The 25,125-nt window shown below is 73.3% G+C and carries 23 protein-coding genes and 1 tRNA gene; 20 read left to right on the top strand and 4 right to left on the bottom strand.

Annotated features, from left to right (window positions below):
* Window positions 1-70 precede the first annotated feature (70 nt).
* Complete coding sequence (locus CP973_RS26240) at window positions 71-709, top strand: DJ-1/PfpI family protein (protein ID WP_150246073.1); 639 nt, start codon at window positions 71-73, stop codon at window positions 707-709.
* On the opposite strand, the gene CP973_RS26235 is transcribed toward CP973_RS26240, so the two are convergent.
* Window positions 693-2,882 carry an ATP-binding protein gene (locus CP973_RS26235; protein ID WP_150246071.1) on the bottom strand — a complete coding sequence of 730 codons (2,190 nt, stop codon included), beginning with the start codon at window positions 2,880-2,882 and terminating at the stop codon, window positions 693-695. The genes CP973_RS26240 and CP973_RS26235 overlap by 17 nt on opposite strands.
* 139 nt (window positions 2,883-3,021) lie before the next feature.
* Here CP973_RS26235 and CP973_RS26230 point away from each other — a divergent pair, with 139 nt between their 5' ends.
* Window positions 3,022-3,417, top strand: coding sequence for a hypothetical protein (locus CP973_RS26230; RefSeq protein ID WP_150246068.1), 396 nt, complete (start codon window positions 3,022-3,024; stop codon window positions 3,415-3,417).
* A 46-nt stretch (window positions 3,418-3,463) separates the two neighbouring features.
* On the opposite strand, the gene CP973_RS26225 is transcribed toward CP973_RS26230, so the two are convergent.
* The gene (locus CP973_RS26225) at window positions 3,464-4,216 is read right to left on the bottom strand and encodes an enoyl-CoA hydratase/isomerase family protein (protein ID WP_150246065.1); all 753 of its coding nucleotides are present in this window, start codon (window positions 4,214-4,216) and stop codon (window positions 3,464-3,466) included.
* 139 nt (window positions 4,217-4,355) lie between these two features.
* Here CP973_RS26225 and CP973_RS26220 point away from each other — a divergent pair, with 139 nt between their 5' ends.
* From CP973_RS26220 to CP973_RS26195, 5 genes are all read left to right on the top strand, one after another.
* The gene (locus tag CP973_RS26220; protein ID WP_150246062.1) at window positions 4,356-6,041 is read left to right on the top strand and encodes an ABC-F family ATP-binding cassette domain-containing protein; all 1,686 of its coding nucleotides are present in this window, start codon (window positions 4,356-4,358) and stop codon (window positions 6,039-6,041) included.
* Between the two features lie 55 nt (window positions 6,042-6,096).
* Complete coding sequence (locus CP973_RS26210; protein WP_244410021.1) at window positions 6,097-6,345, top strand: helix-turn-helix domain-containing protein; 249 nt, start codon at window positions 6,097-6,099, stop codon at window positions 6,343-6,345.
* 53 nt (window positions 6,346-6,398) lie between these two features.
* Window positions 6,399-6,472: transfer RNA gene (locus CP973_RS26205), tRNA-Met, on the top strand.
* Window positions 6,473-6,587: 115 nt separating this feature from the next.
* Window positions 6,588-7,259, top strand: coding sequence for an HdeD family acid-resistance protein (locus CP973_RS26200; protein ID WP_150246059.1), 672 nt, complete (start codon window positions 6,588-6,590; stop codon window positions 7,257-7,259).
* A gap of 137 nt (window positions 7,260-7,396) precedes the next feature.
* Window positions 7,397-7,897, top strand: coding sequence for an ATP-binding protein (locus CP973_RS26195; RefSeq protein ID WP_150250272.1), 501 nt, complete (start codon window positions 7,397-7,399; stop codon window positions 7,895-7,897).
* Here the strand turns inward: CP973_RS26195 and idi are convergent.
* Complete coding sequence (gene idi, locus CP973_RS26190; protein ID WP_150246056.1) at window positions 7,872-8,483, bottom strand: isopentenyl-diphosphate Delta-isomerase; 612 nt, start codon at window positions 8,481-8,483, stop codon at window positions 7,872-7,874. The two genes, CP973_RS26195 and idi, sit on opposite strands and share 26 nt — an antisense overlap.
* 57 nt (window positions 8,484-8,540) lie before the next feature.
* Window positions 8,541-9,488, bottom strand: a complete 948-nt coding sequence (locus tag CP973_RS26185; RefSeq protein WP_150246052.1) for a cation diffusion facilitator family transporter — start codon at window positions 9,486-9,488, stop codon at window positions 8,541-8,543.
* A 736-nt stretch (window positions 9,489-10,224) separates the two neighbouring features.
* Between CP973_RS26185 and CP973_RS26180 the strand changes: the two genes are divergently transcribed.
* The 13 genes from CP973_RS26180 (at window position 10,225) to CP973_RS26120 (ending at window position 25,122) form a co-directional block, all read left to right on the top strand.
* Window positions 10,225-12,018, top strand: a complete 1,794-nt coding sequence (locus CP973_RS26180) for a DUF5941 domain-containing protein (protein ID WP_150246049.1) — start codon at window positions 10,225-10,227, stop codon at window positions 12,016-12,018.
* Entirely contained in the window at window positions 12,015-12,752 is a 738-nt protein-coding gene (locus CP973_RS26175) for a phosphocholine cytidylyltransferase family protein (protein ID WP_150246046.1), read from the top strand. Before CP973_RS26180 ends, CP973_RS26175 begins: the two co-directional genes overlap by 4 nt.
* Complete coding sequence (locus CP973_RS26170) at window positions 12,740-13,801, top strand: iron-containing alcohol dehydrogenase family protein (protein ID WP_150246041.1); 1,062 nt, start codon at window positions 12,740-12,742, stop codon at window positions 13,799-13,801. The genes CP973_RS26175 and CP973_RS26170 overlap by 13 nt, the downstream gene beginning before the upstream one ends.
* Window positions 13,779-14,558: a CDP-alcohol phosphatidyltransferase family protein gene (locus CP973_RS26165; RefSeq protein WP_150246037.1), complete on the top strand. Its 780-nt coding sequence runs from the start codon at window positions 13,779-13,781 to the stop codon at window positions 14,556-14,558. The genes CP973_RS26170 and CP973_RS26165 overlap by 23 nt, the downstream gene beginning before the upstream one ends.
* 14 nt (window positions 14,559-14,572) lie before the next feature.
* Window positions 14,573-15,445, top strand: a complete 873-nt coding sequence (locus tag CP973_RS26160; protein ID WP_150250270.1) for a glycosyltransferase family 2 protein — start codon at window positions 14,573-14,575, stop codon at window positions 15,443-15,445.
* A gap of 78 nt (window positions 15,446-15,523) precedes the next feature.
* On the top strand, window positions 15,524-16,453 hold the full coding sequence (locus CP973_RS26155) for an ABC transporter permease (RefSeq protein ID WP_150246034.1): 930 nt from the start codon (window positions 15,524-15,526) through the stop codon (window positions 16,451-16,453).
* Window positions 16,446-17,243 (top strand): ABC transporter ATP-binding protein, encoded by a 798-nt coding sequence (locus tag CP973_RS26150; protein ID WP_150246031.1) that lies wholly within the window; start codon window positions 16,446-16,448, stop codon window positions 17,241-17,243. Before CP973_RS26155 ends, CP973_RS26150 begins: the two co-directional genes overlap by 8 nt.
* A gap of 465 nt (window positions 17,244-17,708) precedes the next feature.
* On the top strand, window positions 17,709-18,617 hold the full coding sequence (hpnC, locus tag CP973_RS26145; protein ID WP_150250268.1) for a squalene synthase HpnC: 909 nt from the start codon (window positions 17,709-17,711) through the stop codon (window positions 18,615-18,617).
* Window positions 18,614-19,591, top strand: a complete 978-nt coding sequence (gene hpnD / locus CP973_RS26140; RefSeq protein WP_150246027.1) for a presqualene diphosphate synthase HpnD — start codon at window positions 18,614-18,616, stop codon at window positions 19,589-19,591. Before hpnC ends, hpnD begins: the two co-directional genes overlap by 4 nt.
* Window positions 19,592-19,724: 133 nt before the next feature.
* Window positions 19,725-21,170, top strand: coding sequence for a hydroxysqualene dehydroxylase HpnE (hpnE, locus tag CP973_RS26135; protein ID WP_150250265.1), 1,446 nt, complete (start codon window positions 19,725-19,727; stop codon window positions 21,168-21,170).
* A gap of 59 nt (window positions 21,171-21,229) precedes the next feature.
* Window positions 21,230-22,294 (top strand): polyprenyl synthetase family protein, encoded by a 1,065-nt coding sequence (locus CP973_RS26130; RefSeq protein ID WP_150246022.1) that lies wholly within the window; start codon window positions 21,230-21,232, stop codon window positions 22,292-22,294.
* A gap of 123 nt (window positions 22,295-22,417) precedes the next feature.
* Window positions 22,418-24,433 carry a squalene--hopene cyclase gene (gene shc / locus CP973_RS26125; RefSeq protein ID WP_150246018.1) on the top strand — a complete coding sequence of 672 codons (2,016 nt, stop codon included), beginning with the start codon at window positions 22,418-22,420 and terminating at the stop codon, window positions 24,431-24,433.
* Window positions 24,433-25,122 (top strand): phosphorylase family protein, encoded by a 690-nt coding sequence (locus tag CP973_RS26120; RefSeq protein ID WP_150246015.1) that lies wholly within the window; start codon window positions 24,433-24,435, stop codon window positions 25,120-25,122. The genes shc and CP973_RS26120 overlap by 1 nt, the downstream gene beginning before the upstream one ends.
* Window positions 25,123-25,125 lie beyond the last annotated feature (3 nt).

The following is a 25,125-nucleotide window of genomic DNA, read 5'->3' as shown; positions in this document are numbered from 1 at the left end:
AGAACCCCTGGGTCCCGCTGATCTTACGAGTGACCAGTTCGAACCCACGATCAAGAAAGTAGGGCACCCCATGCAGATCGCCATCCTCCTCTACGACGGCATCACCGCCCTGGACGCCGTCGGCCCGTACGAGACCCTCAGCCGCATCCCGGGCGCCGAGACCGTCTTCGTCGCCGGGCGCACCGGCGAGCACCGCACCGGCGGCGGCGACCTGGCGCTGACCGCCGACGCCGTACTGTCCGAGGTCACCGCCCCGGACGTGCTCGTGGTGCCCGGCGGCACCGGCCAGGCCGCGCTCATGGACGACGGGCCGCTGCACGACTGGCTGCGCGCCGTGGACACCCGTACCACCTGGACGACCTCCGTCTGCACCGGCTCCCTGCTGCTCGCCGCCGCGGGCCTCCTCAAGGGCCGCCGCGCGACCTCCCATTGGCTCGCGCTCGACCGGCTCCCGGCCCACGGCGTGGAGCCGACCGGTGAGCGCGTCGTCTTCGACGGCAAGTACGTGACCGCCGCGGGCGTGTCCTCCGGCATCGACATGGGCCTCGCGCTGGTGGGCCGGATCGCCGGGGACACCCACGCGCAGACCGTCCAGCTCGGCATCGAGTACGACCCGGAGCCGCCGTACGACGCGGGCTCGCCCGAGAAGGCGCCCGCCGGGATCACGGCGGCCATGCGGGACCGGAGCCGGTTCATCCTGGACGGCTGACCTCCGGCGGGCCGCCGGGACCGTCGCTCCCACCGGCCTCCGGCCCGCCACCGGCCGGCCCGTCACCGGCCCGCTCCCCGCCCTCCGGCCCCCCGCCCTCCAGCTCCTCCTGCCACAGCAGCTCCGTCAGGCGGCCGATCCCGGCCGCCAGATGGCGCCGGTACGTCGTCATCGGCAGGCGCAGCAGCTCCGCGGCGCGTGCCTGGGTGCCGGCCGGGCGCAGGTACGTGTGGTGCAGCGCCCGGAAGGCCCGGCGGTCCTGCGGCGACGCCTCCAGCGCCGCGGCCGCCGCGCGCACCGCCTCCCGCAGCGCCGCCGCCCGCTCCTTCGGGCCCGCCCCACCCGCCGCGCACCGCCCCGCGACCAGGCGCGTCCGCAGCAGCGGCGAGTCCCGCAGACCGTCCGCCCGCACGAGCCCGCGCAGCGCGTCCCGCACCGCCGCCGCGAACTCCTCCCGGTCCAGCACCCGCAGCGGGTCCGACGCGGCCGGCGGGGTCACCGCGAACGGGTCCTCGGCCCGCTCCCGCTCGGTCAGCATCGCCAGCCACGCCAGCGCCGGCACCCGCCGCCAGTCGTGCACGAACATCCCGAAGCGGCGCCCCGCGGCCGTGAAGTCCGCCGCGGGCAGCCGGGCGAAGTCCACGTACGCGCAGCCCGGCTCCCAGAACCGCGGATCGGCGAACGGCAGCAGCGTCACCGCGGGCTTGTGGTCCGTCAGGTAGTGGTGGGTCAGCCGCAGGGTGATCAGGGTCTGTACGGGCGAGACGGCCTGGTACTCGTCGCGGCTCATCCAGAACCGCACCAGCAGCGCCGTCTCGCCGCCGCGCAGCTCCCCGTGCTCCGCGAGCCAGCCGCGGGCGGCCCGTACGGCCGGATCGTCCGGCGGGTCCGGCACGTCCGGCGCGTCCGCCGGGGCGGTGCCGCCCAGCTCGATCAGCGTGTAGAACCCGGCCGCCACCCCGTCCGGGCCCCGCACGGTGTACGTCTGTGCCTCCGGGCGCCGCGACCAGTCGTGCACCAGCCGCGCCGCCTCGATGCCCTCGTGGATCGCGGCGATCGTGCACGCCTCCACCAGCTCACCGCCGGTGACCGGGCCCGGCGAGACGGTCAGCCGGTCCAGCCGCGCGGCACCGGCCGCGCCGCGCGCCACCGGCTCCAGCAGCGGCCCGACGACCGGACTGTCCCGGTGCAGATACGCGAAGTCCGCGAGCACCGCCCGCTGCCGCGCCCGGTCGTCCTCCTGGGTGAACAGCCGCTGGTAGTACGCGCTCGCCCGCCGGTGCAGCGCGGCCCGGCGCTCCGGGTCGCGCCAGCGCAGCTCCGCGTCCAGCGCGTCCCGTACCAGATCGTGCGGATGCACCCCGCGCAGCCCGCTCTCCACCGCGGACAGCCCGCACAGCCAGTCGAAGTACGGCCGGGCGTCGGCCACCTGGAGCAGCGCGGCCAGCAGCGGCTCGGTCGTCGAGAGCACCTGCGAGGACGCCTCCAGCGCGGTCCGGTGCAACGGCGTGGGCACCGCTTCCAGCAGGCTCGCCAGCAGCGCCCGTACGATCTGCGGCGACGGATCGGCCCCGGCCGCCTCGCCGCCGTGCGCGGCGACGTCCGCCACCAGCGCGAGAGCGAGGGGGTGCCCGCGGGTGAAGGCCAGCCCCTGGTCCTGGACGGCGGGCGGCACGCCGCGCCGGGTGAGCAGCTCCCGGCTGTCGGCCTCGTCCAGCGGCCCGAGCGGAAGCAGGCGCAGCAGCCCCTGCCACGCCGGGTCCAGGCGCCAGGACAGCGGCGGCGCCGTCCGGCAGGCCAGCGCGACCAGCGCGTCGGCGGGCAGCCGGGGCAGCAGCTCGCGGTGCACGGTGTCGCGCGCCGCCCGCGGGTCGTCCAGGCCGTCGATGAGCAGCACCAGATCCGGCCGGTCCGGAATGCGCCTCGCCAACTCCTCCTCGTAGGAGCGCACCTCGGCCGCCTCCAGCCGTACGGCGGGCCGCCCGGCGCGCCGGGCGAGCTGCGCGAAGTGGTACAGGAGCGTGGTCTTGCCGATGCCGCCCGGACCGTGGACGTACACCACCGCGCCGCGCCCGGCGGCCAGCAGCGCGCGGAAGGCGGCGGTCTCCCGGCGGCGGCCGACGAAGCCCTCTTCGCGCGCCGTCACGAGCCGGTCGCCCAACCGGTCGGTCACGCGTCAAGTATGTCGCCGCGGCGGCCACGACGGACCCTCATCGGACGGGAAGCGGACACGTAACGGTCTGCTTTCCGGGCGTTCACCGCGCCTAGCTTCCTGGGTGCCGCACCACCGACGACTCAGGGGGCGAAGGAAGATGAACCGCAGGACCACCACCGTCATCGGCGTCGCGTGCGCCGCCGCCTCGGTCGCCGGACTGGCCCTGTCGGCCGCCGGACCGGCCGCGGCCTCGCAGTTCTACGGCGGGACCCTGCACCCCGGGGAGCAGCGCTGCGTGCAGCAGACCGCGCAGCACACGGTGCGCGTGGACGGCAGGGCGACGGGCCGGGGCGCCGGGTTCAAGCTCCAGTACCAGGGCGCGACCGTGCCCGGCACCGGCTCGCCCGGCCTGGTCACCGCGCACGCCGCGGAACTGCGGGACACCTGGGCCGGCTGGCCCGGCGCGGGCGACTACACCGCCTGCGCCACCAACAACGGCACCGCCGACACCCAGGTACGCCTGACCCTCAAGACGGACGGCGAGGTCACCTGACCCACGGGGGCCCGCCCGTCGCACAACCCGCCGGGAGCCGCTCGATTCACCTCACGGACCAGGTGAAACGCGGCTCCCGGCGTTCCAGGAAGGCGGCGACACCCTCCGCGGTGTCGCCGCTCCCGTGCGCCTGCGCCTCCCAGTGCGCGACCCGCTCCGCGTCCGCCGGGCCGTCCGCGAACTCCTTCGCCGCGGCCTGCGTCAGCTGCGACCGGCTCGCCAGTACGGCGGTGAACCGCGCCACCCGCTTGTCCAGCCCGCCCTCGGGCAGCACCTCGTCCAGCAGCCCGGTCCGCAGCGCCCGCGCACAGTCGATCAACTCGCCCGAGAACAGCAGGTACTTGGCGGCCGACGGGCCCACCAGGCGGACCAGCCGCCGGGTGGACGAGGCCGGGTAGACGATCCCCAGCTTCGCGGGCGGCACCCCGAACTGCGCGCCCTCCTCCGCGAACCGCAGATCGCACGCCACCGCCAACTGGCAGCCGCCGCCCACGCAGTAGCCGCGTATCGCCGCCAGCGTCGGCTTGGGGAACGCCGCGAGCGCCTCCTCGGCGGCCGTCGCCAGCCCCTTCTCCGCCCCCGCCGACCCGCGCAGCGACCCGATGTCGGCCCCCGCGCAGAACGTACCGCCCGCGCCGGTCAGCACCAGCACCCGTACGGCACGGTCCGCCGCCAGCCGGTCCAGCAGCGGCGGCAGCTCCCGCCACATGTCCGTCGTCATGGCGTTGCGCTTGGCGGGATGGCTGAGGGTGACGGTCGCCGTGCCGTCGCTGACGCGTGTGATGATCCCCGGTTCCATGCTCCGGATGGTAAGGCGCTTGCCGGGGGCGCGGGGCCTGTCGGGGGGCGCGGTGCCCGTCGGGAGGGCGCGGTGCCTGTCGGGGGGCGGAGATATTGGGGCGACCACTCGAAGGCGGCCGGATACGATCGACGGTCTGATGTCTGCCACCGCCGCCACCCTCGTCGCCAAGTCGCTCGCCGCCGGCCACGGCGAACGCGTCCTGTTCTCCGGCCTCGACCTCGTGGTCGCCCCCGGGGACGTCATCGGCCTGGTCGGCGCCAACGGCGCCGGCAAGTCCACGCTGCTGCGCCTGCTGGCCGGGCTGGACACCCCGGAGGAGGGCCGGCTGAGCCTGAGCCCGCCCACCGCGACCGTCGGCCACCTCCCGCAGGAACCCGACCTGAACCGTGGTGGCGCCTCCCGTACGGAGTCCGGGGGAGAGTCGGTACGCGCCTTCCTCGCCCGCCGCACCGGCGTCACCGCGGCCCAGGCGGCCCTGGACACCGCCACCCAGGCGCTGGTCGACGGGGCGCCCGGCGCCGACGACGCGTACGCCACCACCCTGGAGCGCTGGCTCTCGCTCGGCGCCGCCGACCTCGACGAGCGCGCCGAGGAGACGGCCGCCCAGCTCGGCCTCGCCGTCGGCCTCGACCAGCCCATGACCTCCCTGTCCGGCGGCCAGGCCGCCCGCGCCTCCCTCGCCTCGCTGCTGCTCTCCCGCTACGACGTCTTCCTGCTGGACGAGCCCACCAACGACCTCGACCTGGACGGCCTGGCCCGGCTGGAGGAGTTCGTCACCGGCCTGCGCGCCGGCACGGTCCTGGTCAGCCACGACCGCGAGTTCCTGACCCGTACGGTCACCCGAGTCGTCGAACTGGACCTCGCCCAGCAGCAGGTCAACACCTACGGCGGCGGCTACGAGGCGTACCTGGAGGAGCGCGAGCGGGCCCGGCGGCACGCCCGTGAGGAGTACGACGAGTACGCGGAGACCCGGGCCGCCCTCCAGGCCCGCGCCCACCTCCAGCGCAACTGGATGGAGAAGGGCGTCAAGAACGCCCGGCGCAAGGCCGCCGACAACGACAAGATCGGCCGCAAGTTCCGCACGGAGTCCACCGAGAAGCAAGCCGCCAAGGCCAAGCAGACCCAGCGCATGATCGAGCGCCTGGACGCCCACGCCGTCGAGGAGCCGCGCAAGGAGTGGGAGCTGCGCATGGAGATCGCCGCCGCGCCGCGCGCGGGCGCGGTGGTGGCCACCCTGCGCGGCGCCGAGGTGCGGCGCGGTGACTTCCGCTTCGGCCCGGTGGACCTCCAGATCGACTGGGCGGACCGGGTCGCCGTCACCGGCCCCAACGGCTCGGGCAAGTCCACCCTGCTGGCCGCCCTGCTGGGACGGCTGCCGCTGGACGCCGGGCACGCCGCGCTGGGGCCCGGCGTCGTCGTCGGCGAGGTGGACCAGGCGCGTGGCGCGTTCCTCGGGGACGAGCCGCTGGCGGACGCGTTCCGCAACGCCGTACCGGAGATGTCCCCGGCCGACGTACGGACGCTGCTCGCCAAGTTCGGCCTCAAGGCGGCCCACGTGCTCCGGCCCGCCGCCACGCTCTCCCCGGGCGAGCGGACCCGCGCCGCGCTCGCCCTCCTCCAGGGCCGCGGCGTCAACCTCCTGGTCCTGGACGAGCCGACCAACCACCTCGACCTGCCGGCGATCGAACAGCTGGAGTCCGCGCTCGCCTCCTACCAGGGGACGCTGCTGCTGGTCACGCACGACCGGCGGATGCTGGAGGCGGTGCACACCACCCGCCGGATCGAGGTCGGGGCCGGGCGCAGCACCGAGCGCTTCCGCTGAGGCCGATCCGGACGCTGAGGCCGATCCGGACGGTCGCGCCCGGGGCCAGGCGCTGGTGGCGCGCGGGGACACCGGGGCCCCGTTCGCCCAGGAAGCCGCCGACCACGAGCCGCACCCCGGTGACGGCCGCAAACTTCTGGTGCACATCACCGACGCCGGCCGCGCCCGCCTGCGACGCGAACGCGAACAGCGCGCCCGTACCCTCGACGCCGCCATCCGCGACACGTGCGGTCCCGAGGAGCGGCGGCTGCGGGTCTGCGTGATCCTGCTGTCCCGCCTGACCGCGCACCTCACCGGGAAGTGACCGCCCGGGGATTTGGCGTACGGTCCGGCACCCCGTAAGGTGGTGGAAACCGACGCGGGGTGGAGCAGCTCGGTAGCTCGCTGGGCTCATAACCCAGAGGTCGCAGGTTCAAATCCTGTCCCCGCTACTTCCGCAGCAGGCCCGGTGCTCATCACGAGCACCGGGCCTGCTGACGTGCGTGCGCTGCCGTCCGGTGCCGAACGAGGTATACCGGGACAAAGGCGTCCGTGAGGAGGACGGTGATGATCGGCACGAAGAGATCCTCGAAGCGCTCGGCGCGCGGCACGTCCCCGGGCACGCGGGAAGCGGGCGAGCTGCGCCGCGGCTTCGCCTGGCTGTCGGTGCTCGGCGCGATCCTGGTGCTCGCGGGCCTGGTGGGTCTGGTGTACGTCGGCTTCGCGACCCTCACCTCGATGCTGCTGTTCGGCTGGCTGCTGCTGATCGGCGGCGTGGTGGGGCTGCTGCACGCGATCCAGTCGCGCGGCGCCGGCTTCTTCTGGCTCGCGGTGATCGTGGCGGCTTTGAACATCGCGGCGGGCGTGGTCGTCATCCGCCAGCCGGAGGTCGCCGCCGCGGGCCTGACGATGTTCGCCGCGCTGCTCTTCCTGACCGGCGGCGTCTTCCGGCTCGTCGGCGGCGCGGTCGTCCGGGGGCCGCAGTTCGGCTGGACGCTGGTGCAGGGGGCCTTCGGCATCCTGCTGGGCGTGCTGGTGCTCGGCGACTGGCCGCACAGCAGCCGGTACGTGATCGGCTGCTTCTTCTCCCTCGCGCTGCTCTTCGACGGGCTCGGCCTGATCGCGATGGGGGTCGGCGGCCGGCGGATCGTCGGCATGGTGGCGGGCGGCGACGGCGCCGCGCGGGGCGGCGCACCGGACGCCACCGGCCACCCACCGGCCTCATCCGGCAATCCTTGAACGGAAAACAAACAGGTCAGGATCGGTCGTAGGGCCGATCGCCGATTGCGTTATCGGTCAGAAGGCGTCGATAGAAGCTGACTTCTGTTCAGCGGGTCGGTCCGGACCAACCCAGAACCAACACTCGATGCGTGAGGATGTCTTCCGGACCCCCGGCCGAACCCCCCGAGGAGCTGACCGCACCGCTCGCGTACGAAGGTGTCTGGCGCTTCACCGCGCCGGCACTGGAGTCCTCGGTGCCCCAGGCGCGGCACGCGGTCCGGGACCTGCTCGCCCAGCAGCGCGTACCCGCCGCCGAGGAGGTCGTGGACGCCCTGCTGCTGATCACCTCCGAACTGGTCACCAACGCGGTGCAGCACGCGGCGCTGCTCTCCCCGGAGATCGCCGTCGAGGTCACCGTCGGCGCGGGCTGGGTCCGGATCGCCGTCGAGGACGACCACCCGTACCGCCCCAAGGCCGTCGAGGCGGACGAGGACGACATCGGCGGGCGCGGCCTGTGGCTGGTCAAGATGCTCACGGCCGAGGCGGGCGGCAAGTGCGACGTCGAGCACACGGCGAGCGGCGGCAAGGCGGTCTGGGCCGAACTGCCGCTCGCCCCGTCGGCGGACGGGCCTACCAGCCCGCCGCCGGCCCCGTGAGTTCCCGTACGGCCGGCCGCGCCGCGTCCAGCACGGTCATGAACCACGCCGAGAACGGCGCCCGCTCGTGCCGCTCGGCCAGCTCCCGCGGGGTCACGAACGCGATCTCGCCGACCTCCTCCGGGTCCGGCCGGGGGGCGTCCCGCACCAGGCCCACGAACAGGTGGTTGTACTCCTGCTCGACCAGCCCGGAGTCCGGGTCCGGGTGGTTGTAGCGGACCGTACCGGCCTCGCCGAGCAGCGCCGGGGCCACGCCCAGTTCCTCGGCGGTGCGCCGCGCCGCCGCGGCGAACGGCGTCTCGCCCGGGTACGGATGGCCGCAGCAGGTGTTGGACCAGACACCGGGGGAGTGGTACTTGCCCAGCGCCCGGCGCTGGAGCAGCAGCCGCCCCCGGTCGTCGAACAGGAAGACCGAGAACGCCCGGTGCAGCAGGCCCGGGGGCTGGTGCGCGGTGAGCTTCTCCTCGGTGCCGATCGTCGTGCCGTCCTCGTCGACCAGCTCCAGCAAGATCGGTTCGGCGGCGCCGCCCGGCGGGTTCACCGCCGCGCTCCCGGCGGTCTGTCCGTTGGCAGGTGTGATCGGCATGCCCATCCTTGTCACTAGGTCTCCTCGCCGCTCAAGTCTGCCCCAGGCGCACCCGCATCATGGGCACGGCTGCGCCTCATGTGCCGTATGGCCGCCAGGTTCGAGCTGGAAGGTGCAGTGTTCGACGGCGAAGTGGCCCGCCAGGCAGCCGCGCAGGTCGTGCAGCAGTTTCTCGTGGCCCGCCGGGTCCAGCGTCCCGGGGGCGACGACCACGTGGGCGGAGAGCACCGGCATCCCGGACGTGATCGTCCAGGCGTGCAGGTCGTGGACGCCCGTCACGCCCGGCAGCGCCAGCAGATGCGCCCGTACCTCCGTCATGTCCACGCCCTTCGGCGCCGTCTCCAGCAGGACGTCCAGGGCCTCCCGGAACAGCTTCCAGGTCCGCGGGACGATCATCAGGCCGATCACGAGGGAGGCGATCGGGTCCGCCGCGGACCAGCCCGTCAGGGTGACCAGCAGCGCCGCCACGATGACGGCCACCGACCCGAGCGCGTCCGCCATCACCTCCAGGAACGCGCCGCGCACGTTGAGGCTGTCGCGCTGCCCGCGCATCAGCAGGGCCAGCGAGACCAGGTTCGCCAGCAGACCGACGACGCCGAAGACCATGGCCGTACCGCCCTCGACCTCGACCGGCTCGAAGAACCGCGGAACGGCGGTGACCAGCACGTACCCGCCGACCCCGAACAGCAGCAGCGCGTTGGCCACCGCCGCGAGGATCTCGGCGCGGGCGAGCCCGAAGGTGCGCTGCGGCGACGGCGGCCGGTTCGCCAGGCGGATCGCCAGCAGCGCCATGATCAACCCCACCACGTCGGTGGCCATGTGCCCCGCGTCGGCCAGCAGCGCCAGCGAGCCGGTGACCGCGCTGCCGACGATCTCGGCGACCATGACGCCCGAGGTCAGCGCCAGCGCGCCGCGCAGCCGCCCGCGGTACGCGGCGGCCGCCGTACCGGAATCCGCGCCGCCCCCGGCCGGCCCGCCGGCCCCGTGGTCGTGTCCTGCGCCCATGCCGTACGCCTCCCGAAGAGCCACGCCCGTGCCGCCGGCGGCTGCCGTCGACCTTTGCAGTGAACTACGGGTGGGGGGTATGTGGCAACGCGACGCTGAACACCGTTGTCATGCGCTGACCTGCGGCGATGCGGGGTGGGGTGGGTGGGCCGTCAGGGGAGGGGCAGGGTGCGGACGCCCCGCCCTGCCCCTCCCCTGACGGCCCGCCCCGCCCGCCCCGCCCCGCCTGGCGCGCGCTTCCCGCGCGTCTCCGCTGGGTAGACCCCCGGTGGGGGTATGTGGGGCTGGGCCTGTAGGAGCGTCGCCCGGCGTTGAAACCCGCCCCGCCCCGCGTCGGCACCCGCCCCGCCCCGCGTCGGCACCCGCCCCGCCCGGCGTCGGCACCCGCCCCGCCCCGCGCTGACCCCTCCCCCTTCACCCGCCCCGCAGTCCCACGCCCATTCCCCCCACACCCACCCACAGCCCCCATAACCGGCGCGATGTCCGGTGCTCGGCCGGGTGTCAGTTGTTCCTTGGCGCCCCGATCCACCATGATGATCGCGGCAGGCGCCGCCGGCGGTCACTCGATCGTGCGGTGAATGCGCGGTGAACGGCCGCATCCGGCGATCCGATAGCCTCTGCCGACGTGCCCACCCACCCCCTCGGGGCGAGGTGTGCCACGCCCGCTGCCCGGGTAGCCCGTATCGAATGCGGACCGACCGGCGCGGCCTCGCCAGCTTCCAAGGAGTGAGTTCGTCTGTCGACCGCCATCCTCACCGGTCCGCCGGTCGCCGGGTCGCCGCTCGAAGCCGCCCTGCGCTCGCTGGGCTTCGACGTCCGTACGGCGGACGGCGCCGCGGCCGTGGCCGATGCGCTCGCCGAGGTCCCGGCCGATGAACGCGTCGCCGTCGTCGACCCGCGCTTCGTCGGCCACCTGCACAGCCTCCGGCTGGCGCTGACCGATCCGCGTTTCCCGGCCGCCGCCGTGCCGGGCGCCGTCACGGCGCAGCCCGAGGCGCGCGCCGCGCTCCGGCGCGCCGCCGCCGCGGTCCCCGCCGGTCCCGGCACCCGCTACCGCGTGGACGTCCTCCCCGACGCGCTCGCCGAGGGCATGGCGGCCGAGGACGCCGCGCCCCAGCAGATCGAGCTGGGCAGCCTGGTCGCGGCCGTGCCGCTGACGCCCGCCGAGCGCGCCACGGCCGAGGAGGCCGTCGCCGCCGTCGACGACGAGGCCGTACGGCTGCGTACCGCCGTCAAGGCCCGCGACGGGTTCTTCACCACCTTCTTCATCAGCCCGTACTCCCGCTACCTCGCCCGCTGGTGCGCGCGCCGCGGCCTGACCCCCAACCAGGTCACCACCGCGTCGCTGCTCACCGCGCTGGTCGCGGCGGGCTGCGCGGCCACCGGCAGCCGCGGCGGTTTCATCGCCGCGGGGCTGCTCCTGATCTTCTCCTTCGTCCTGGACTGCACCGACGGGCAGCTCGCCCGCTACTCGCTCCAGTACTCGACGATGGGCGCCTGGCTCGACGCGACCTTCGACCGCGCGAAGGAGTACGCGTACTACGCGGGCCTGGCGCTCGGCGCGGCGCGCGGGGGCGACGACGTGTGGGCACTGGCCCTGGGGGCGATGGTGCTCCAGACCTGCCGACATGTCGTCGACTTCTCCTTCAACGAGGCGAACCACGACGCCACCGGCAACACCAGCCCCACCGCGGCCCTGTCCGACCGGCTCGACAGCGTCGGCTGGACGGTCTGGGTGCGCCGGATGATCGTGCTGCCCATCGGCGAGCGCTGGGCCATGATCGCCGTACTGACCGCCTGCACCACCCCGCGCATCGTCTTCTACGCGCTGCTCGTCGGCTGCGCCCTGGCCGCCTGCTACACCACGGCGGGCCGGGTGCTGCGCTCGCTCACGCGGCGCGCCCGCCGCACCGACCGGGCGGCGGCCGCACTCGCCGACCTCGCGGACTCCGGGCCGCTCGCCGCGCTGTTCGCCCGGGGCGGCAGCGGCGGCGCTTTCACCGCTCCCGTCATGGCCTTCCTCGGCGCCGCCTGTCTCCTGACCTGGGTGATCTTCCAGGACGAGCCCGTGACGTGGACGACCGTGGTCATCGCGGTCATCTACGCCCTCTTCTCCGGCCAGGCCGTCGCCCGCCCCCTCAAGGGCCCGCTCGACTGGCTCGTCCCGCCGCTCTTCCGGGCGGCCGAGTACGTCACCATCCTGGTCGTGGCGGCGCGCTCCGGCGCCGACCAGGCGCTGCCCGCGGCGTTCGGGCTGGTCGCGGCGGTCGCCTACCATCACTACGACACCGTCTACCGCATCCGCGTGGGTGCCGGGGCCCCGCCGCGGTGGCTGGTGCGGGCCACCGGCGGGCACGAGGGACGCACGCTGGTCGTTGTCCTCCTCGCGGCCCTGCTGCACTCGACAGGTTTCACAATCGCGCTGACGGCCCTGGCAGTGGTCCTGGCGCTGCTGGTGCTCGCCGAGAGCATCCGTTTCTGGGTGTCCTCCGGAGCACCCGCCGTACACGATGAAGGAGAACCCGCATGATCGGCCTCGTGCTGGCCGCCGGCGCCGGACGGCGTCTGCGTCCCTACACCGACACCCTGCCCAAGGCGCTGGTGCCGGTCGATGGTGACACCACCATCCTGGACCTGACGCTCGGCAACTTCGCCGAGATCGGCCTGACCGAGGTCGCGATCATCGTCGGCTACCGCAAGGAGGCCGTGTACGAGCGCAAGGCAGCGCTGGAGGAGAAGTACGGCCTCAAGCTCACCCTCATCGACAACGACAAGGCCGAGGAGTGGAACAACGCCTACTCCCTGTGGTGCGGCCGGGACGCGATCAAGCACGATGTGATCCTCGCCAACGGTGACACCGTGCACCCGGTCTCCGTCGAGAAGACGCTGCTCGCCGCCCGCGGCGACGGCCGAAAGATCATCCTCGCGCTGGACACGGTCAAGCGGCTGGCCGACGAGGAGATGAAGGTCGTCGTGGACCCCGACAAGGGCGTCCAGAAGATCACCAAGCTGATGGACCCGGCGGAGGCCACCGGCGAGTACATCGGCGTCACCCTCATCGAGGGCTCGGCCGCCGAGGAGCTGGCGGACGCGCTGAAGACCACCTTCGAGCGCGACCCCGACCTGTACTACGAGGACGGCTACCAGGAGCTGGTCAACCGCGGCTTCAAGGTCGACGTGGCGCCGATCGGCGAGGTCGCGTGGGTCGAGATCGACAACCACGACGACCTCGCGAAGGGCCGTGAGATCGCATGCCGGTACTGACCCGCCTGATTCCGTCCCCGGTCGTCGTCGACATCAGCGCCGGCGCACTGGACGACCTGGCGGGCCTGCTGGCCGACCAGCGCATCTCCGCGTCCGGGAAGCTGGCCGTCGCCATCAGCGGCGGCTCCGGCGCCCGGCTGCGGGAGCGGCTGTGCCCGATGCTGCCCGGCGCCGACTGGTACGAGGTCGGCGGCGGCACGCTGGACGACGCGATCAAGCTCGGCGACGCCATGAAGAAGGGCCACTACGACGCGGTCGTGGGCCTGGGCGGCGGCAAGATCATCGACTGCGCGAAGTACGCGGCGGCCCGGATCGGCCTGCCGCTGGTCGCCGTCGCGACGAACCTGTCGCACGACGGCCTGTGCTCGCCGGTCGCCACCCTCGACAACGACGCGGGCCGCGGTTCGTACGGCGTGCCCAACCCGATCGCCGTGGTGATCGACCTCGACATCATCCGCGAGGCCCCGGTCCGCTTCGTACGGTCCGGGATCGGCGACGCCATCTCCAACATCTCCGCGGTCGCCGACTGGGAACTGTCGCACCGCGAGACCGGCGAGGACATCGACGGGCTGGCTGCCGCCATGGCACGCCAGGCCGGCGAGGCCGTGCTGCGCCACCCCGGCGGCGTCGGCGACGACGGCTTCCTCCAGGTGCTGGCCGAGGGCCTGGTCCTGACCGGCATCTCCATGTCGGTGGCCGGCGACAGCCGCCCGGCCTCCGGCGCCTGCCACGAGATCAACCACGCCTTCGACCTCCTGTACCCGAAGCGGGCGGCGAGCCACGGCGAGCAGTGCGGCCTCGGCGCCGCCTTCGCCACGCACCTGCGCGGCGACAAGGAGACCTGCGGGCTGATGATCGAGGTGCTCAGGCGGCACGGCCTGCCGGTGACGCCCGGCGAGATCGGCTTCAGCGACGAGGAGTTCGTCCGGGCCGTCGAGTACGCGCCGCAGACCCGCCCGGGCCGCTACACGATCCTCGAACACCTCGACCTGTCCACCGACCAGATCAGGGACGCCTACGCCGACTATGCACAAGCCGTCAGTAGCTGAACTCCGCCCGGTCGTGCACCCCGCGGGTGTCAAGGACCGGCGCAGCGGTGAGCACTGGGCCGGTCGCCTGTACATGCGGGAGATCTCGCTGCGCTGCGACCGGTACCTGGTGAACACCAGGGTCACGCCGAACCAGCTGACCTATGTGATGACCCTCTGCGGCGTCCTCGCCGCCCCGGCCCTGCTGGTGCCGGGCGTCTGGGGGGCCGTGCTCGGGGTGGTGATGGTCCAGCTCTACCTGCTGCTCGACTGTGTCGACGGCGAGGTGGCCCGCTGGAAGAAGCAGTTCTCGCTCGGCGGGGTCTACCTGGACCGGGTCGGCGCCTACCTCACCGACGCCGCCGTGCTGGTCGGCTTCGGCCTGCGCGCCGCCGACCTGTGGGGCTCGGGGCGGATCGACTGGCTGTGGGCCTTCCTGGGCACCCTCGCCGCCCTCGGCGCGATCCTGATCAAGGCGGAGACCGACCTGGTCGGCGTGGCCCGCCACCAGGGCGGACTGCCGCCGGTCAAGGAAGCGGCGTCCGAGCCGCGCTCGTCCGGTATGGCGCTGGCCCGCAAGGCGGCCGCCGCGCTGAAGTTCCACCGGCTGATCCTCGGCATCGAGGCGTCGCTGGTGATCCTGCTCCTGGCGGTCGTGGACGCGGTACGGGGCGACCTGTTCTTCTCGCGGCTCGGTGTCGCGGTGATGGCCGGCATCGCGCTCCTGCAGACCGTGCTGCACCTGGTGTCCATCCTCGCCTCCAGCAGGCTCAAGTGACGGGGGCGCGAGAGATGAAGGTCGGCGCCGTCGTCCTGACCATGGGCAACCGCCCCGACGAGCTGCGCGCGCTGCTCGACTCGGTCGCCAAGCAGCACGGCGAGCACATCGAGGTCGTGGTCGTCGGCAACGGCTCGCCGCTGCCGCCGCTGCCCGAGGGCGTACGGACCGTGGAGCTGCCGGAGAACGTCGGCATCCCGGCCGGGCGCAACGTCGGCATCGAGGCGTTCGGGCCGGGCGGCAGCGAGGTGGACGTGCTGCTGTTCCTGGACGACGACGGGCTGCTGGACCGGGCGGACACGGCCGAGCTGTGCCGCGAGGCGTTCGCCCGCGACAAGAAGCTGGGCATCATCAGCTTCCGCATCGCGGACCCGGAGACGGGGGAGACCCAGCGCCGCCACGTGCCGCGGCTGCGGGCCTCCGACCCGATGCGGTCCTCCCGCGTCACCACCTTCCTCGGTGGCGCGAACGCGGTCCGTACGAAGGTCTTCCAGGAGGTCGGCGGGCTGCCCGACGACTTCTTCTACGCCCATGAGGAGACCGACCTGGCGTGGCGGGCCCTGGACGCGGGCTGGATGATCGACTACCGGTCGGACATGGTGCTGCTGCACCCCACCCACGCCCCCAGCCGGCACGCGGTCTACCACCGCATGGTGGCCCGCAACCGGGTCTGGCTGGCCCGCCGCAATCTTCCGGCCCCGCTGGTTCCGGTCTATCTCGGTGTCTGGTTCCTGCTCACCCTGGCCCGGCGGCCCTCGCGGCCCGCCCTGCGTGCCTGGCTGGGCGGCTTCAAGGAGGGCTGGTCCACGTCCTGTGGTCCCAGGCGTCCGATGAAGTGGCGTACCGTGTGGCGCCTGACCCGGCTGGGCCGCCCTCCCGTCATCTGACAAGCTCGTATCTGAGAGCATCAGGCGCGAGCCGGGGCACGGCCCCGGCAGCGCACCTTGAGGACGAAAGTGTCAACAGTGAGCGAGACTACGCACGACAGTGCGGTCGCCATGAGTGCCCCGCCAACATCCGACGACGGGCTGTCCCGCGCCGAGCTGGCCCGCAAGTACGGGCTCACGCAGAGCGGGGCCCGGCCCAGCCTGCCGGAGTACGTGCGGCAGCTGTGGGAACGGCGGCATTTCATCTCAGCCTTCGCCAGCGCGAAGCTGACCGCGCAGTACAGCCAGGCGAAGCTGGGCCAGGTCTGGCAGGTGGTGACGCCCCTGCTGAACGCGCTCGTCTACTACCTCATCTTCGGCCTGCTGATCGGCACCAGCCGCGGGGTCGAGGACTATGTGCCCTTCCTGGTCACCGGTGTCTTCATCTTCACCTTCACGCAGAGCTCGGTGATGGCCGGCACCCGCGCGATCTCCGGGAACCTGGGCCTGGTGCGTGCCCTGCACTTCCCGCGCGCCTGCCTGCCCATCTCGTTCTGCCTGATGCAGCTCCAGCAGCTGCTGTTCTCGATGGGCGTGCTGGTCCTCATCCTGCTGGGCTACGGGCAGGTGCCCACCTGGTCCTGGCTGCTGGCGATCCCGGCCCTGGTGCTGCAGTTCGTCTTCAACACCGGCCTCGCGATGGTCATGGCCCGTCTGGGCAGCAAGACGCCCGACCTGGCGCAGCTGATGCCCTTCATCATGCGGACGTGGATGTACGCGTCCGGCGTGATGTTCAGCATCGACGTGATCCTCAAGGAGAAGGCGGTCCCGGCCTTCGTGCACGTCGTGCTGGACTGCAACCCGGCCGTGGTCTTCATCGACCTGATGCGCTTCGCGCTGATCGACAGCTTCACCTCCGACAAGCTGCCGCCGCACGTGTGGCCGCTGGCCGTCGGCTGGGCGCTGGTGATGGGCATCGCCGGCTTCGTGTACTTCTGGAAGGCTGAGGAGCGCTACGGCCGTGGCTGAGCAAGAGGGCGCCGCGCAGACGGCGGACGGAAACCGCGTTCCCACCGTGATCGCGGACGACCTGCACATCGTGTACCGGGTGTACGGCACCGGAGCGGGCAAGGGCAGCGCCACCGCGGCCCTGAACCGCATCATCCGCCGCAAGCCCTCCACCGGGGTGCGCGAGGTGCACGCGGTCAAGGGCGTCAGCTTCACCGCGTACCGCGGCGAGTCGATCGGGCTGATCGGCTCGAACGGCTCGGGCAAGTCGACGCTGCTCAAGGCCGTCGCCGGCCTGCTGCCCGCGGAGCGCGGCAAGGTCTACTCGCACGGCCAGCCGTCGCTGCTGGGCGTGAACGCGGCCCTGATGAACGACCTGACCGGCGAGAAGAACGTCATCCTCGGCGGTCTGGCGATGGGCATGTCCCGCGAGCAGGTGCGCGAGCGCTACCAGAGCATCGTCGACTTCTCCGGCATCAACGAGAAGGGCGACTTCATCTCGCTGCCGATGCGCACGTACTCCTCCGGCATGGGGGCGCGGCTGCGGTTCTCCATCGCGGCGGCCAAGGACCACGACGTCCTGATGATCGACGAGGCGCTGGCGACGGGTGACCGGGCGTTCCAGAAGCGCTCCGAGGCCCGCATCCGCGAGCTGCGCAAGGAGGCCGGCACGGTCTTCCTGGTCAGCCACAACAACAAGTCGATCAGGGACACCTGCGACCGGGTGCTGTGGCTGGAGAAGGGCGAGCTGCTGATGGACGGCCCGACCGACGAGGTGATCAAGGCGTACGAGAAGGAGACGGGCAAGTAGCCCGCTCCGCAGCGCGCCGTACGGCCCCCGCGAGTCCGGCTCGCGGGGGCCGTTGATCGTCACCGAGGCGGCGGCGAAGGTTTTCCGCTGGTCTGGTGATCGTTAACAGATGGTCAACTGGGCCGGAATCCGGAACAGTTCGGGTCGGTTGGATGTTGACCGGATCGTTGCTTCGCGGTTCGGCACCCCCTCGGACGCCGGAGAGATGTACGGCGTAAGCTGTACGGGTACTGAACAGCACAAGTGGCACAAGTCGGGCAATGCGTACCCGTCCTGGCGGCCGGGGATCCGATGGGGCCGGTCGCGGCATGCGGCGTGTCCGAAATGGGATGTTTTGGCTTGGCGGTGTAGAACGGGAGGCGTGACGGCAATGGCTACTGGAACTCTCCGGCCCCGAAGCGCGCCGGGCAGCCTCCGGTGAGCCGAGGGATGGCACGGGCACGCGATGTCCTCGTCCGGCAGCGGATGCCGGACGGCGCCCGCGACGACGACGCGCAGTCGCGCACCGTCCTGGACCAGGCCGCGCACGAGAACTTCCCGGTGGCGCCGTTCTTCCTGCCCCGCGCCTGGCGGCGGGACCTGATGGCGGTCTACGGCTTCGCCCGCCTCGTGGACGACATCGGCGACGGCGACCTGGCACCCGGCGGCGGCGACGCCGTCCGGCTCGGCCTGGACCGTGAGCAGGGGGAGGACCGCCTCGCGCTCCTCGACGCGCTGGAAGCGGACCTCTACCGCGTCTTCAGCGACCGGGCGCCCGGCCCGCTGCACCCCCTGATGCGCCGCCTGGGCCCCACCGTGCGCCGCTGCGGCCTGACGCCCGAGCCCTTCCTCGGCCTGATCGAGGCCAACCGGCAGGACCAGCGGGTCGGCCGCTATCCGACGTACGGCGACCTGCTCGCCTACTGCGAGCTGTCCGCCAACCCCGTCGGCCGGCTCGTCCTGGGCATCACCGGCACCGCCAGCCCCGAACGCGTCCGGGCCTCGGACGCCGTCTGTACGGGCCTGCAGATCGTCGAGCACCTCCAGGACGTCTCCGAGGACCTGCGCCGGGACCGCGTCTACCTGCCGGGCGAGGACATGAAACGCTTCGGCGTCACCGAGCGGGATCTCGCCGCGCCGACCGGGGGCGCACCGGTGCGCGCGCTCATCGCGTACGAGGCGGAACGCGCCCGCGCGCTGCTGAGTGAGGGCACCCCGCTGGTGGGTAGCGTCCACGGCAGGCTCAAACTGCTGCTCGCCGGTTTCGTCGGCGGCGGACGCGCCGCACTCCGGGCGGTCGCGGCCGCCGACCACGACGTGCTCCCTGGACCGCCCAAGCCGACCAAGCTCAGCCTGCTGCGCGAGGTGCGGGCGACATTGCGAAGAAAGGGGTGAGTCGGACCGTGGAGGACATCGCACACGCGTCCGCGCCGGTGCTCGCTGCGTACCGTTACTGCGAGGCCGTGACCGGGCAGCAGGCACGCAACTTCGCCTACGGCATCCGGCTGTTGCCGACCGACAAGCGGCAGGCCATGTCGGCGCTCTACGCCTTCTCGCGCCGGGTCGACGACATCGGCGACGGCCCGCTGGCGGACGAGGCCAAGGAGCGGCGGCTGGAGGAGACCCGCGCCCTGCTCGGCCGTATCCAGGAGGGCGCGGTCGACGAGGACGACACCGACCCGGTGGCGGTGGCGCTGGCCGACGCGTCCCGGCGGTTCCCGATCCCGCTCGGCGGGCTCGACGAGCTGATCGACGGCGTCCTGATGGACGTGCGCGGCGAGACGTACGAGACGTGGGAGGACCTGAAGGTCTACTGCCGCTGCGTCGCGGGCGCGATCGGCCGCCTGTCGCTGGGGGTGTTCGGCACGGTTCCCGGCGCGCCGGACACCGCACGCGCCGCCGAGTACGCCGATACGCTCGGGCTGGCCCTGCAACTCACCAATATCCTGAGAGACGTTCGCGAGGACGCGGGAAACGGCCGTACGTACCTCCCCTCCGACGACCTCGCCAAGTTCGGCTGCTCGGCGGGCTTCCACAGTCCGGTCCCGCCGCCCGGCGCCGACTTCACCGGACTGGTCCACTTCGAAGTGCGGCGCGCCCGTGCCCTGTTCGACCAGGGGTTCAGGCTGCTGCCCATGCTCGACCGGCGCAGCGGCGCCTGCGTGGCCGCCATGGCGGGGATCTACCACCGCCTGCTCACGAGGATCGCGGCCGACCCGGAAGCGGTGCTGCGCGGCCGGGTCTCGCTGCCCGGCCGGGAGAAGGCGTTCGTCGCCGTGCGCGGGCTCTCGGGCTTCGACGCGCGGGCGATCGGCCGCCGGCAGGCGGCGCGGGCGGCGGGCCGGCCGCCCGCGAGGAGGCGCGGATGACGGGGCGGGAACCGGACGGGGCCGACGAGCCCAGCTCAGGGCCACTGCGACGGGCCAAGCGGCGGGCAACCCTCCGCCGGGCCGCTGCGTCCCTGACGACAGTAATCAGGGAGGGCGGATGACATCGCAACGGATGCGGCCCGACCGGCACGATGCACATGAGGCAGGCCGTCCCGATGGGGCGGCTGCGGTGGTCATTGGGGGCGGTCTCGCCGGTATCACGGCAGCGCTGGCGCTGGCCGACGCGGGGCTGCGCGTCACCCTCGTCGAGGGCCGGCCCCGGCTCGGCGGCCTGGTCTTCTCCTTCCGCCGCGAGTCCGCGGTGGGGGAGCTGACCGTCGACAACGGCCAGCACGTGTATCTGCGCTGCTGCACGGCGTACGGCTGGTTCCTCGACCGGGTCGGCGCGCGGAGCCTGGTGCCCCTCCAGGACCGGATGGACGTCCCGGTGCTGGACGCCGACGGCCTGCGGCTCGGGCGGCTGCGGCGCACCGGCCTGCCCGTACCGCTGCACCTGGCGAAGAGCCTGGCCACGTACCCGCACCTGTCGCTCGCCGAGCGGGCGAACGTCGGCCGCGCGGCGCTGGCCCTGAAGAAGCTCGACCCCGAGGACCCGCGGCTGGACGGCGTGGACTTCGCCTCCTGGCTGCGCCGCCACGGCCAGTCGCCGCGCGCCGTCGAGGCCCTGTGGGACCTGGTCGGCGTCGCGACGCTGAACGCCCGGGCCGGCGACGCCTCGCTCGGCCTGGCCGCCAAGGTCTTCAAGACCGGCCTGCTGTCCGACAACGGCGCCGCCGACATCGGCTGGGCCCGGGTGCCGCTCGGCGAGGTGCACGACGCGCTCGCCCGCGAGGCCCTGGAGAAGGCGGGCGTCCGCGTCGAACTGCGCACCCGCGCGAGCGCCCTGGACCGCGCCGAGGACGGGTCCTGGCGCGTGACGGCCGACAACGGCCCGCACGGCCGCGAGCGGCTGACCGCCGGCACCGTCGTCCTGGCCCTGCCGCAGCGCGAGACGCACGCCCTGCTGCCCGCCGGCAGCCTCGACGGGCAGGACCGGCTGCTGGACATCGGCACGGCGCCGATCCTGAACCTGCACGTCGTCTACGACCGGCCGGTGCTGCGGAAGCCTTTTTTCGCGGCGCTCGGCTCGCCCGTGCAGTGGGTCTTCGACCGTACGGAAGCGTCCGGGCTCGCCGCCCTGCCCGGCGGCGCCGGCAGCCAGTACCTGGCCGTGTCGCAGTCCGCCGCGCAGGACGACATCGACCGGCCGGTGGCCGAGCTGCGCGAGCGCTATCTGCCGGAGCTGGCCCGGCTGTTGCCCGCCGCGCGCGGCGCCGCTGTCCGCGACTTCTTCGTCACCCGCGAACGCACCGCGACGTTCGCGCCCGCCCCGGGCGTCGGCCGCCTGCGTCCCGCCGCCCGCACACAGAACCCCGGCCTGTACCTGGCCGGTGCGTGGACCGCCACCGGGTGGCCCGCGACCATGGAAAGCGCTGTTCGCAGCGGCCTCGGCGCCGTTCGCGAGGCACTCACCGAACTCGGCTTCCCCCAGGGCCAGTCGCCCCAGGAGGTGGCATGACCACGAGCACGAGTACGCGCGCTCGCACGAGCACGAGCACCGGAAACAGAGGAGAAACCGTGCATCCGGCTTCCCCAGCTATCGACACCGAGAGCGTCACCGCGCTGCTGGAGCGCGGGCGGCGGCTCGCCACTCCCGTGCTGCGTGCCGCCGTGGACCGGCTCGCGCCCCCCATGGACACCGTCGCCGCGTACCACTTCGGCTGGATCGACGCCGCCGGACGGCCCGCGGACGGCGACGGCGGCAAGGCCGTGCGCCCCGCGCTCGCGCTGCTGTCGGCGCAGGCCGCCGGACAGCCCCCGGAGGTGGGGGTGCCCGGCGCGGTCGCCGTGGAGCTGGTCCACAACTTCTCGCTGCTGCACGACGACCTGATGGACGGCGACGAGCAGCGCCGCCACCGCGACACGGTGTGGAAGGTGCACGGCCCGGCCCAGGCCATCCTCGTCGGCGACGCGCTGTTCGCCCTCGCCAACGAGATCCTGCTGGAGCTGGGCACGGTCGAGGCCGGCCGCGCCACCCGCCGCCTGACCGTCGCCACCCGCAAGCTCATCGACGGCCAGGCCCAGGACATCTCCTACGAGCACCGCGAGCGGGTCACCGTCCAGGAGTGCCTGGAGATGGAGGGCAACAAGACGGGCGCGCTGCTGGCCTGCGCCGTCTCCATCGGCGCCGTCCTCGGCGGTGCCGACGACCGCACCGCCGACATCCTGGAGCGCTACGGCTACCACCTCGGCCTCGCCTTCCAGGCCGTCGACGACCTGCTCGGCATCTGGGGCGACCCGGAGGCCACCGGCAAGCAGACCTGGAGCGACCTGAGGCAGCGCAAGAAGTCGCTGCCCGTCGTCGCCGCCCTGGCCGCCGACAACCCGGCCGCCGAACGCCTCGCCGGCATCCTCGCGGCGGACGCGAAGAAGAGCGAGGACGAGATCGCCGACTTCACCGAGGAGGAGTTCGCCTCGCGCGCGGCCCTCATCGAGGAGGCCGGCGGCCGCGAGTGGACCTCCCAGGAGGCCCGCCGCCAGCACGCCACCGCCATCGCCGCACTGGACGAGGTGGACATGCCCGCACCGGTCCGCGCGCAGCTCGTCGCGCTCGCGGACTTCGTCGTCGTACGAGAGAGATGATCCCTATCGACCCGACCTAGATCGCAGTCGCCGGCCGGTGTCCTCGCCGACCTCTTCGGTACGGGCGCCGGCCGACGGAATCCCTGAGCACGCTTCACAGAGTTCACTGCAGAAGGGGAAGCCATGACAGCGACGACCGACGGAAGCACCGGGGCGCTGCCGCCCCGGGCCCCTTCGGCCGGCGACGCCACCGCCGAGACCACCGAGAACGACCCGGCCGCCCCCACGAGCACGACCGCCGCCGCCCGCCGCGCCGCGGCCCGCGCCACCGATCACCTGCTGTCCGTCCAGGACACCGCGGGCTGGTGGAAGGGCGACCTGGAAACGAACGTCACCATGGACGCCGAGGACCTGCTGCTCAGGCAGTTCCTGGGAATCGGCGATCCGCGCACCACCGAGGCCGCCGCCCGGCACATCCGCGGCGAGCAGCGCGCCGACGGCACCTGGGCCACCTTCCACGGCGGGCCCGGCGAACTGTCCGCCACCATCGAGGCGTACGTCGCCCTGCGGCTGGCCGGCGACGAGCCGGACGCCGCCCACATGGCCAGGGCCGCCGCCTGGATCCGCGAGCACGGCGGCATCGCCGCCGCCCGCGTCTTCACCCGCATCTGGCTGGCCCTGTTCGGCTGGTGGAAGTGGGAGGACCTGCCCGAACTGCCGCCCGAGCTGATCTACTTCCCGAAGTGGTTCCCGCTCAACATCTACGACTTCGCCTGCTGGGCGCGGCAGACGATCGTGGCACTGACGATCGTCTCCGCCTTCCGCCCGGTGCGGCCCGCGCCGTTCGCCCTGGACGAGCTGCACGCCGACCCGGCCCGCCCGAACCCGCCGCGGCCGCTCGCCCCGCCGCACACCTGGGACGGCGTCTTCCAGCGGCTGGACAAGGGCCTGCACCTGTACCGGAAGGTCGCCGTCCGCAAGCTGCGCCGCTCGGCCCTGCGGGCCGCGGCGAGCTGGATCATCGAGCGCCAGGAGAATGACGGCTGCTGGGGCGGCATCCAGCCGCCGGCCGTCTACTCGATCATGGCGCTGCACCTGCTGGGGTACGACCTCAAGCACCCGGTGCTGCGGCAGGGCCTGGAGTCGCTGGACCGTTTCGCCGTATGGCGCGAGGACGCGGACGGGGCCCCCGTCCGCATGATCGAGGCCTGCCAGTCCCCGGTGTGGGACACCTGCCTGGCCGCCATCGCGCTCGCCGACGCCGGACTGCCCGCCGACCACCCGCAACTGGTCAAGGCGGCCGACTGGATGCTCGCCGAGCAGATCCGCCGGCCCGGCGACTGGAGCGTACGCAGGCCGCAACTGCCCTCCGGGGGCTGGGCGTTCGAGTTCGAGAACGACAACTACCCGGACATCGACGACACCGCCGAGGTCGTCCTCGCGCTGCGCCGCATCCAGCACCCGGACCCGGAGCGCGTCGACGCCGCCGTGCAGCGCGCCGCGCGCTGGAACCTGGGCATGCAGTCCAAGAACGGTGCCTGGGGCGCCTTCGACGCCGACAACACCAGCCCGTTCCCCAACCGGCTGCCGTTCTGCGACTTCGGCGAGGTCATCGACCCGCCGTCGGCCGATGTGACGGCCCACGTGGTGGAGATGGCCGCCGACCTCGGGATGGCGCACGACCCGCGGGTCCGGCGCGGCATCCGCTGGCTGCTCGCCGAACAGGAAGCGGACGGCTCGTGGTTCGGCCGCTGGGGCACCAACTACATCTACGGCACCGGCTCCGTCCTCCCGGCCCTGGCCGCCGCGGGCATCCCGGCCTCGCACCCGGCGGTGCGCCGCGCCGTGCGCTGGCTGGAGCGCGTACAGAACGAGGACGGCGGCTGGGGCGAGGACCAGCGCTCGTACCAGGACAAGGCGTGGGCGGGCCGCGGCGAGTCGACCGCCTCGCAGACCGCGTGGGCGCTGATGGCGCTGCTCGCGGCGGGCGAGCGGGAGAGCGCGGCGGTCGCGCGCGGGGTGCGCTGGCTGGCCGATACGCAGCGCGCCGACGGGTCCTGGGACGAGCCGTACTTCACCGGTACGGGCTTCCCCTGGGACTTCTCGATCAACTACCACCTGTACCGGCAGGTCTTCCCGCTGACCGCCCTCGGCCGTTACCTCAACGGCGGACCGGCCGGCGCGTCCCGGGAGGCCTGATGCCCGTGTCGCGCAGCGCGAAGGCCGCCCGGGAGGGGCTGCGGGCCCTGCCGGACGGGCCGCCGCCGCTGCTGCTGGCCTGCGCGCTCGGCATCGAGCGGTTCGCGCTGCGCGGCGGCGACCACAGCGGCGCGCCCGCGCCCGTGGTCACGCTCCGTACGGGCATGGGGCCGCGCGCGGCGGCGGACGCCGTCCGGCACGTCCTGCGGGACGGCTCCGCCGCCGCGCGGGTCCCGGTCGTCGCCACCGGCTTCTGCGCCGGCCTGGTCCCCGGCATGCGGCCGGGGGACGTGGTCGTCGCCGACGCGGCGAGGGGCCATCTGCCCGGCGGGCCGGACGTGCCCTGCTCCGGCAACGGTCCGCTGCTGCGGGCCCTTGAGGAGCGCGGTATGACCGTGCACACCGGTCTGCTGCGCGGCTCCGACCACGTCGTACGCGGCGCGGAGCGGGCCGGGCTGCGCGCCGGGGGCGCCGTCGCGGTGGACATGGAGTCCGCCGCGACGCTGGCGGCCGCGACGCACGACGGTGAGCGTCCGGTTGCGGCCGTACGGGTGATCGTGGACGCTCCAGAACATGAACTTGTCCGAATCGGCACTTTGCGCGGTGGAATGTCAGCCTTCCGTGTGCTGCGCTCCATCCTTCCTGTCTTCTTTGAATGGCACCGTTCTTTGCTGCTCCCCAGGAGGTGAGCC

The sequence above is a fragment of the Streptomyces albofaciens JCM 4342 genome (genome assembly GCF_008634025.1).
Classification (GTDB): domain Bacteria; phylum Actinomycetota; class Actinomycetes; order Streptomycetales; family Streptomycetaceae; genus Streptomyces; species Streptomyces albofaciens.
Note: the sequence above shows the minus strand (reverse complement) of the source record. Positions and strands in the feature narration are given on the sequence as shown.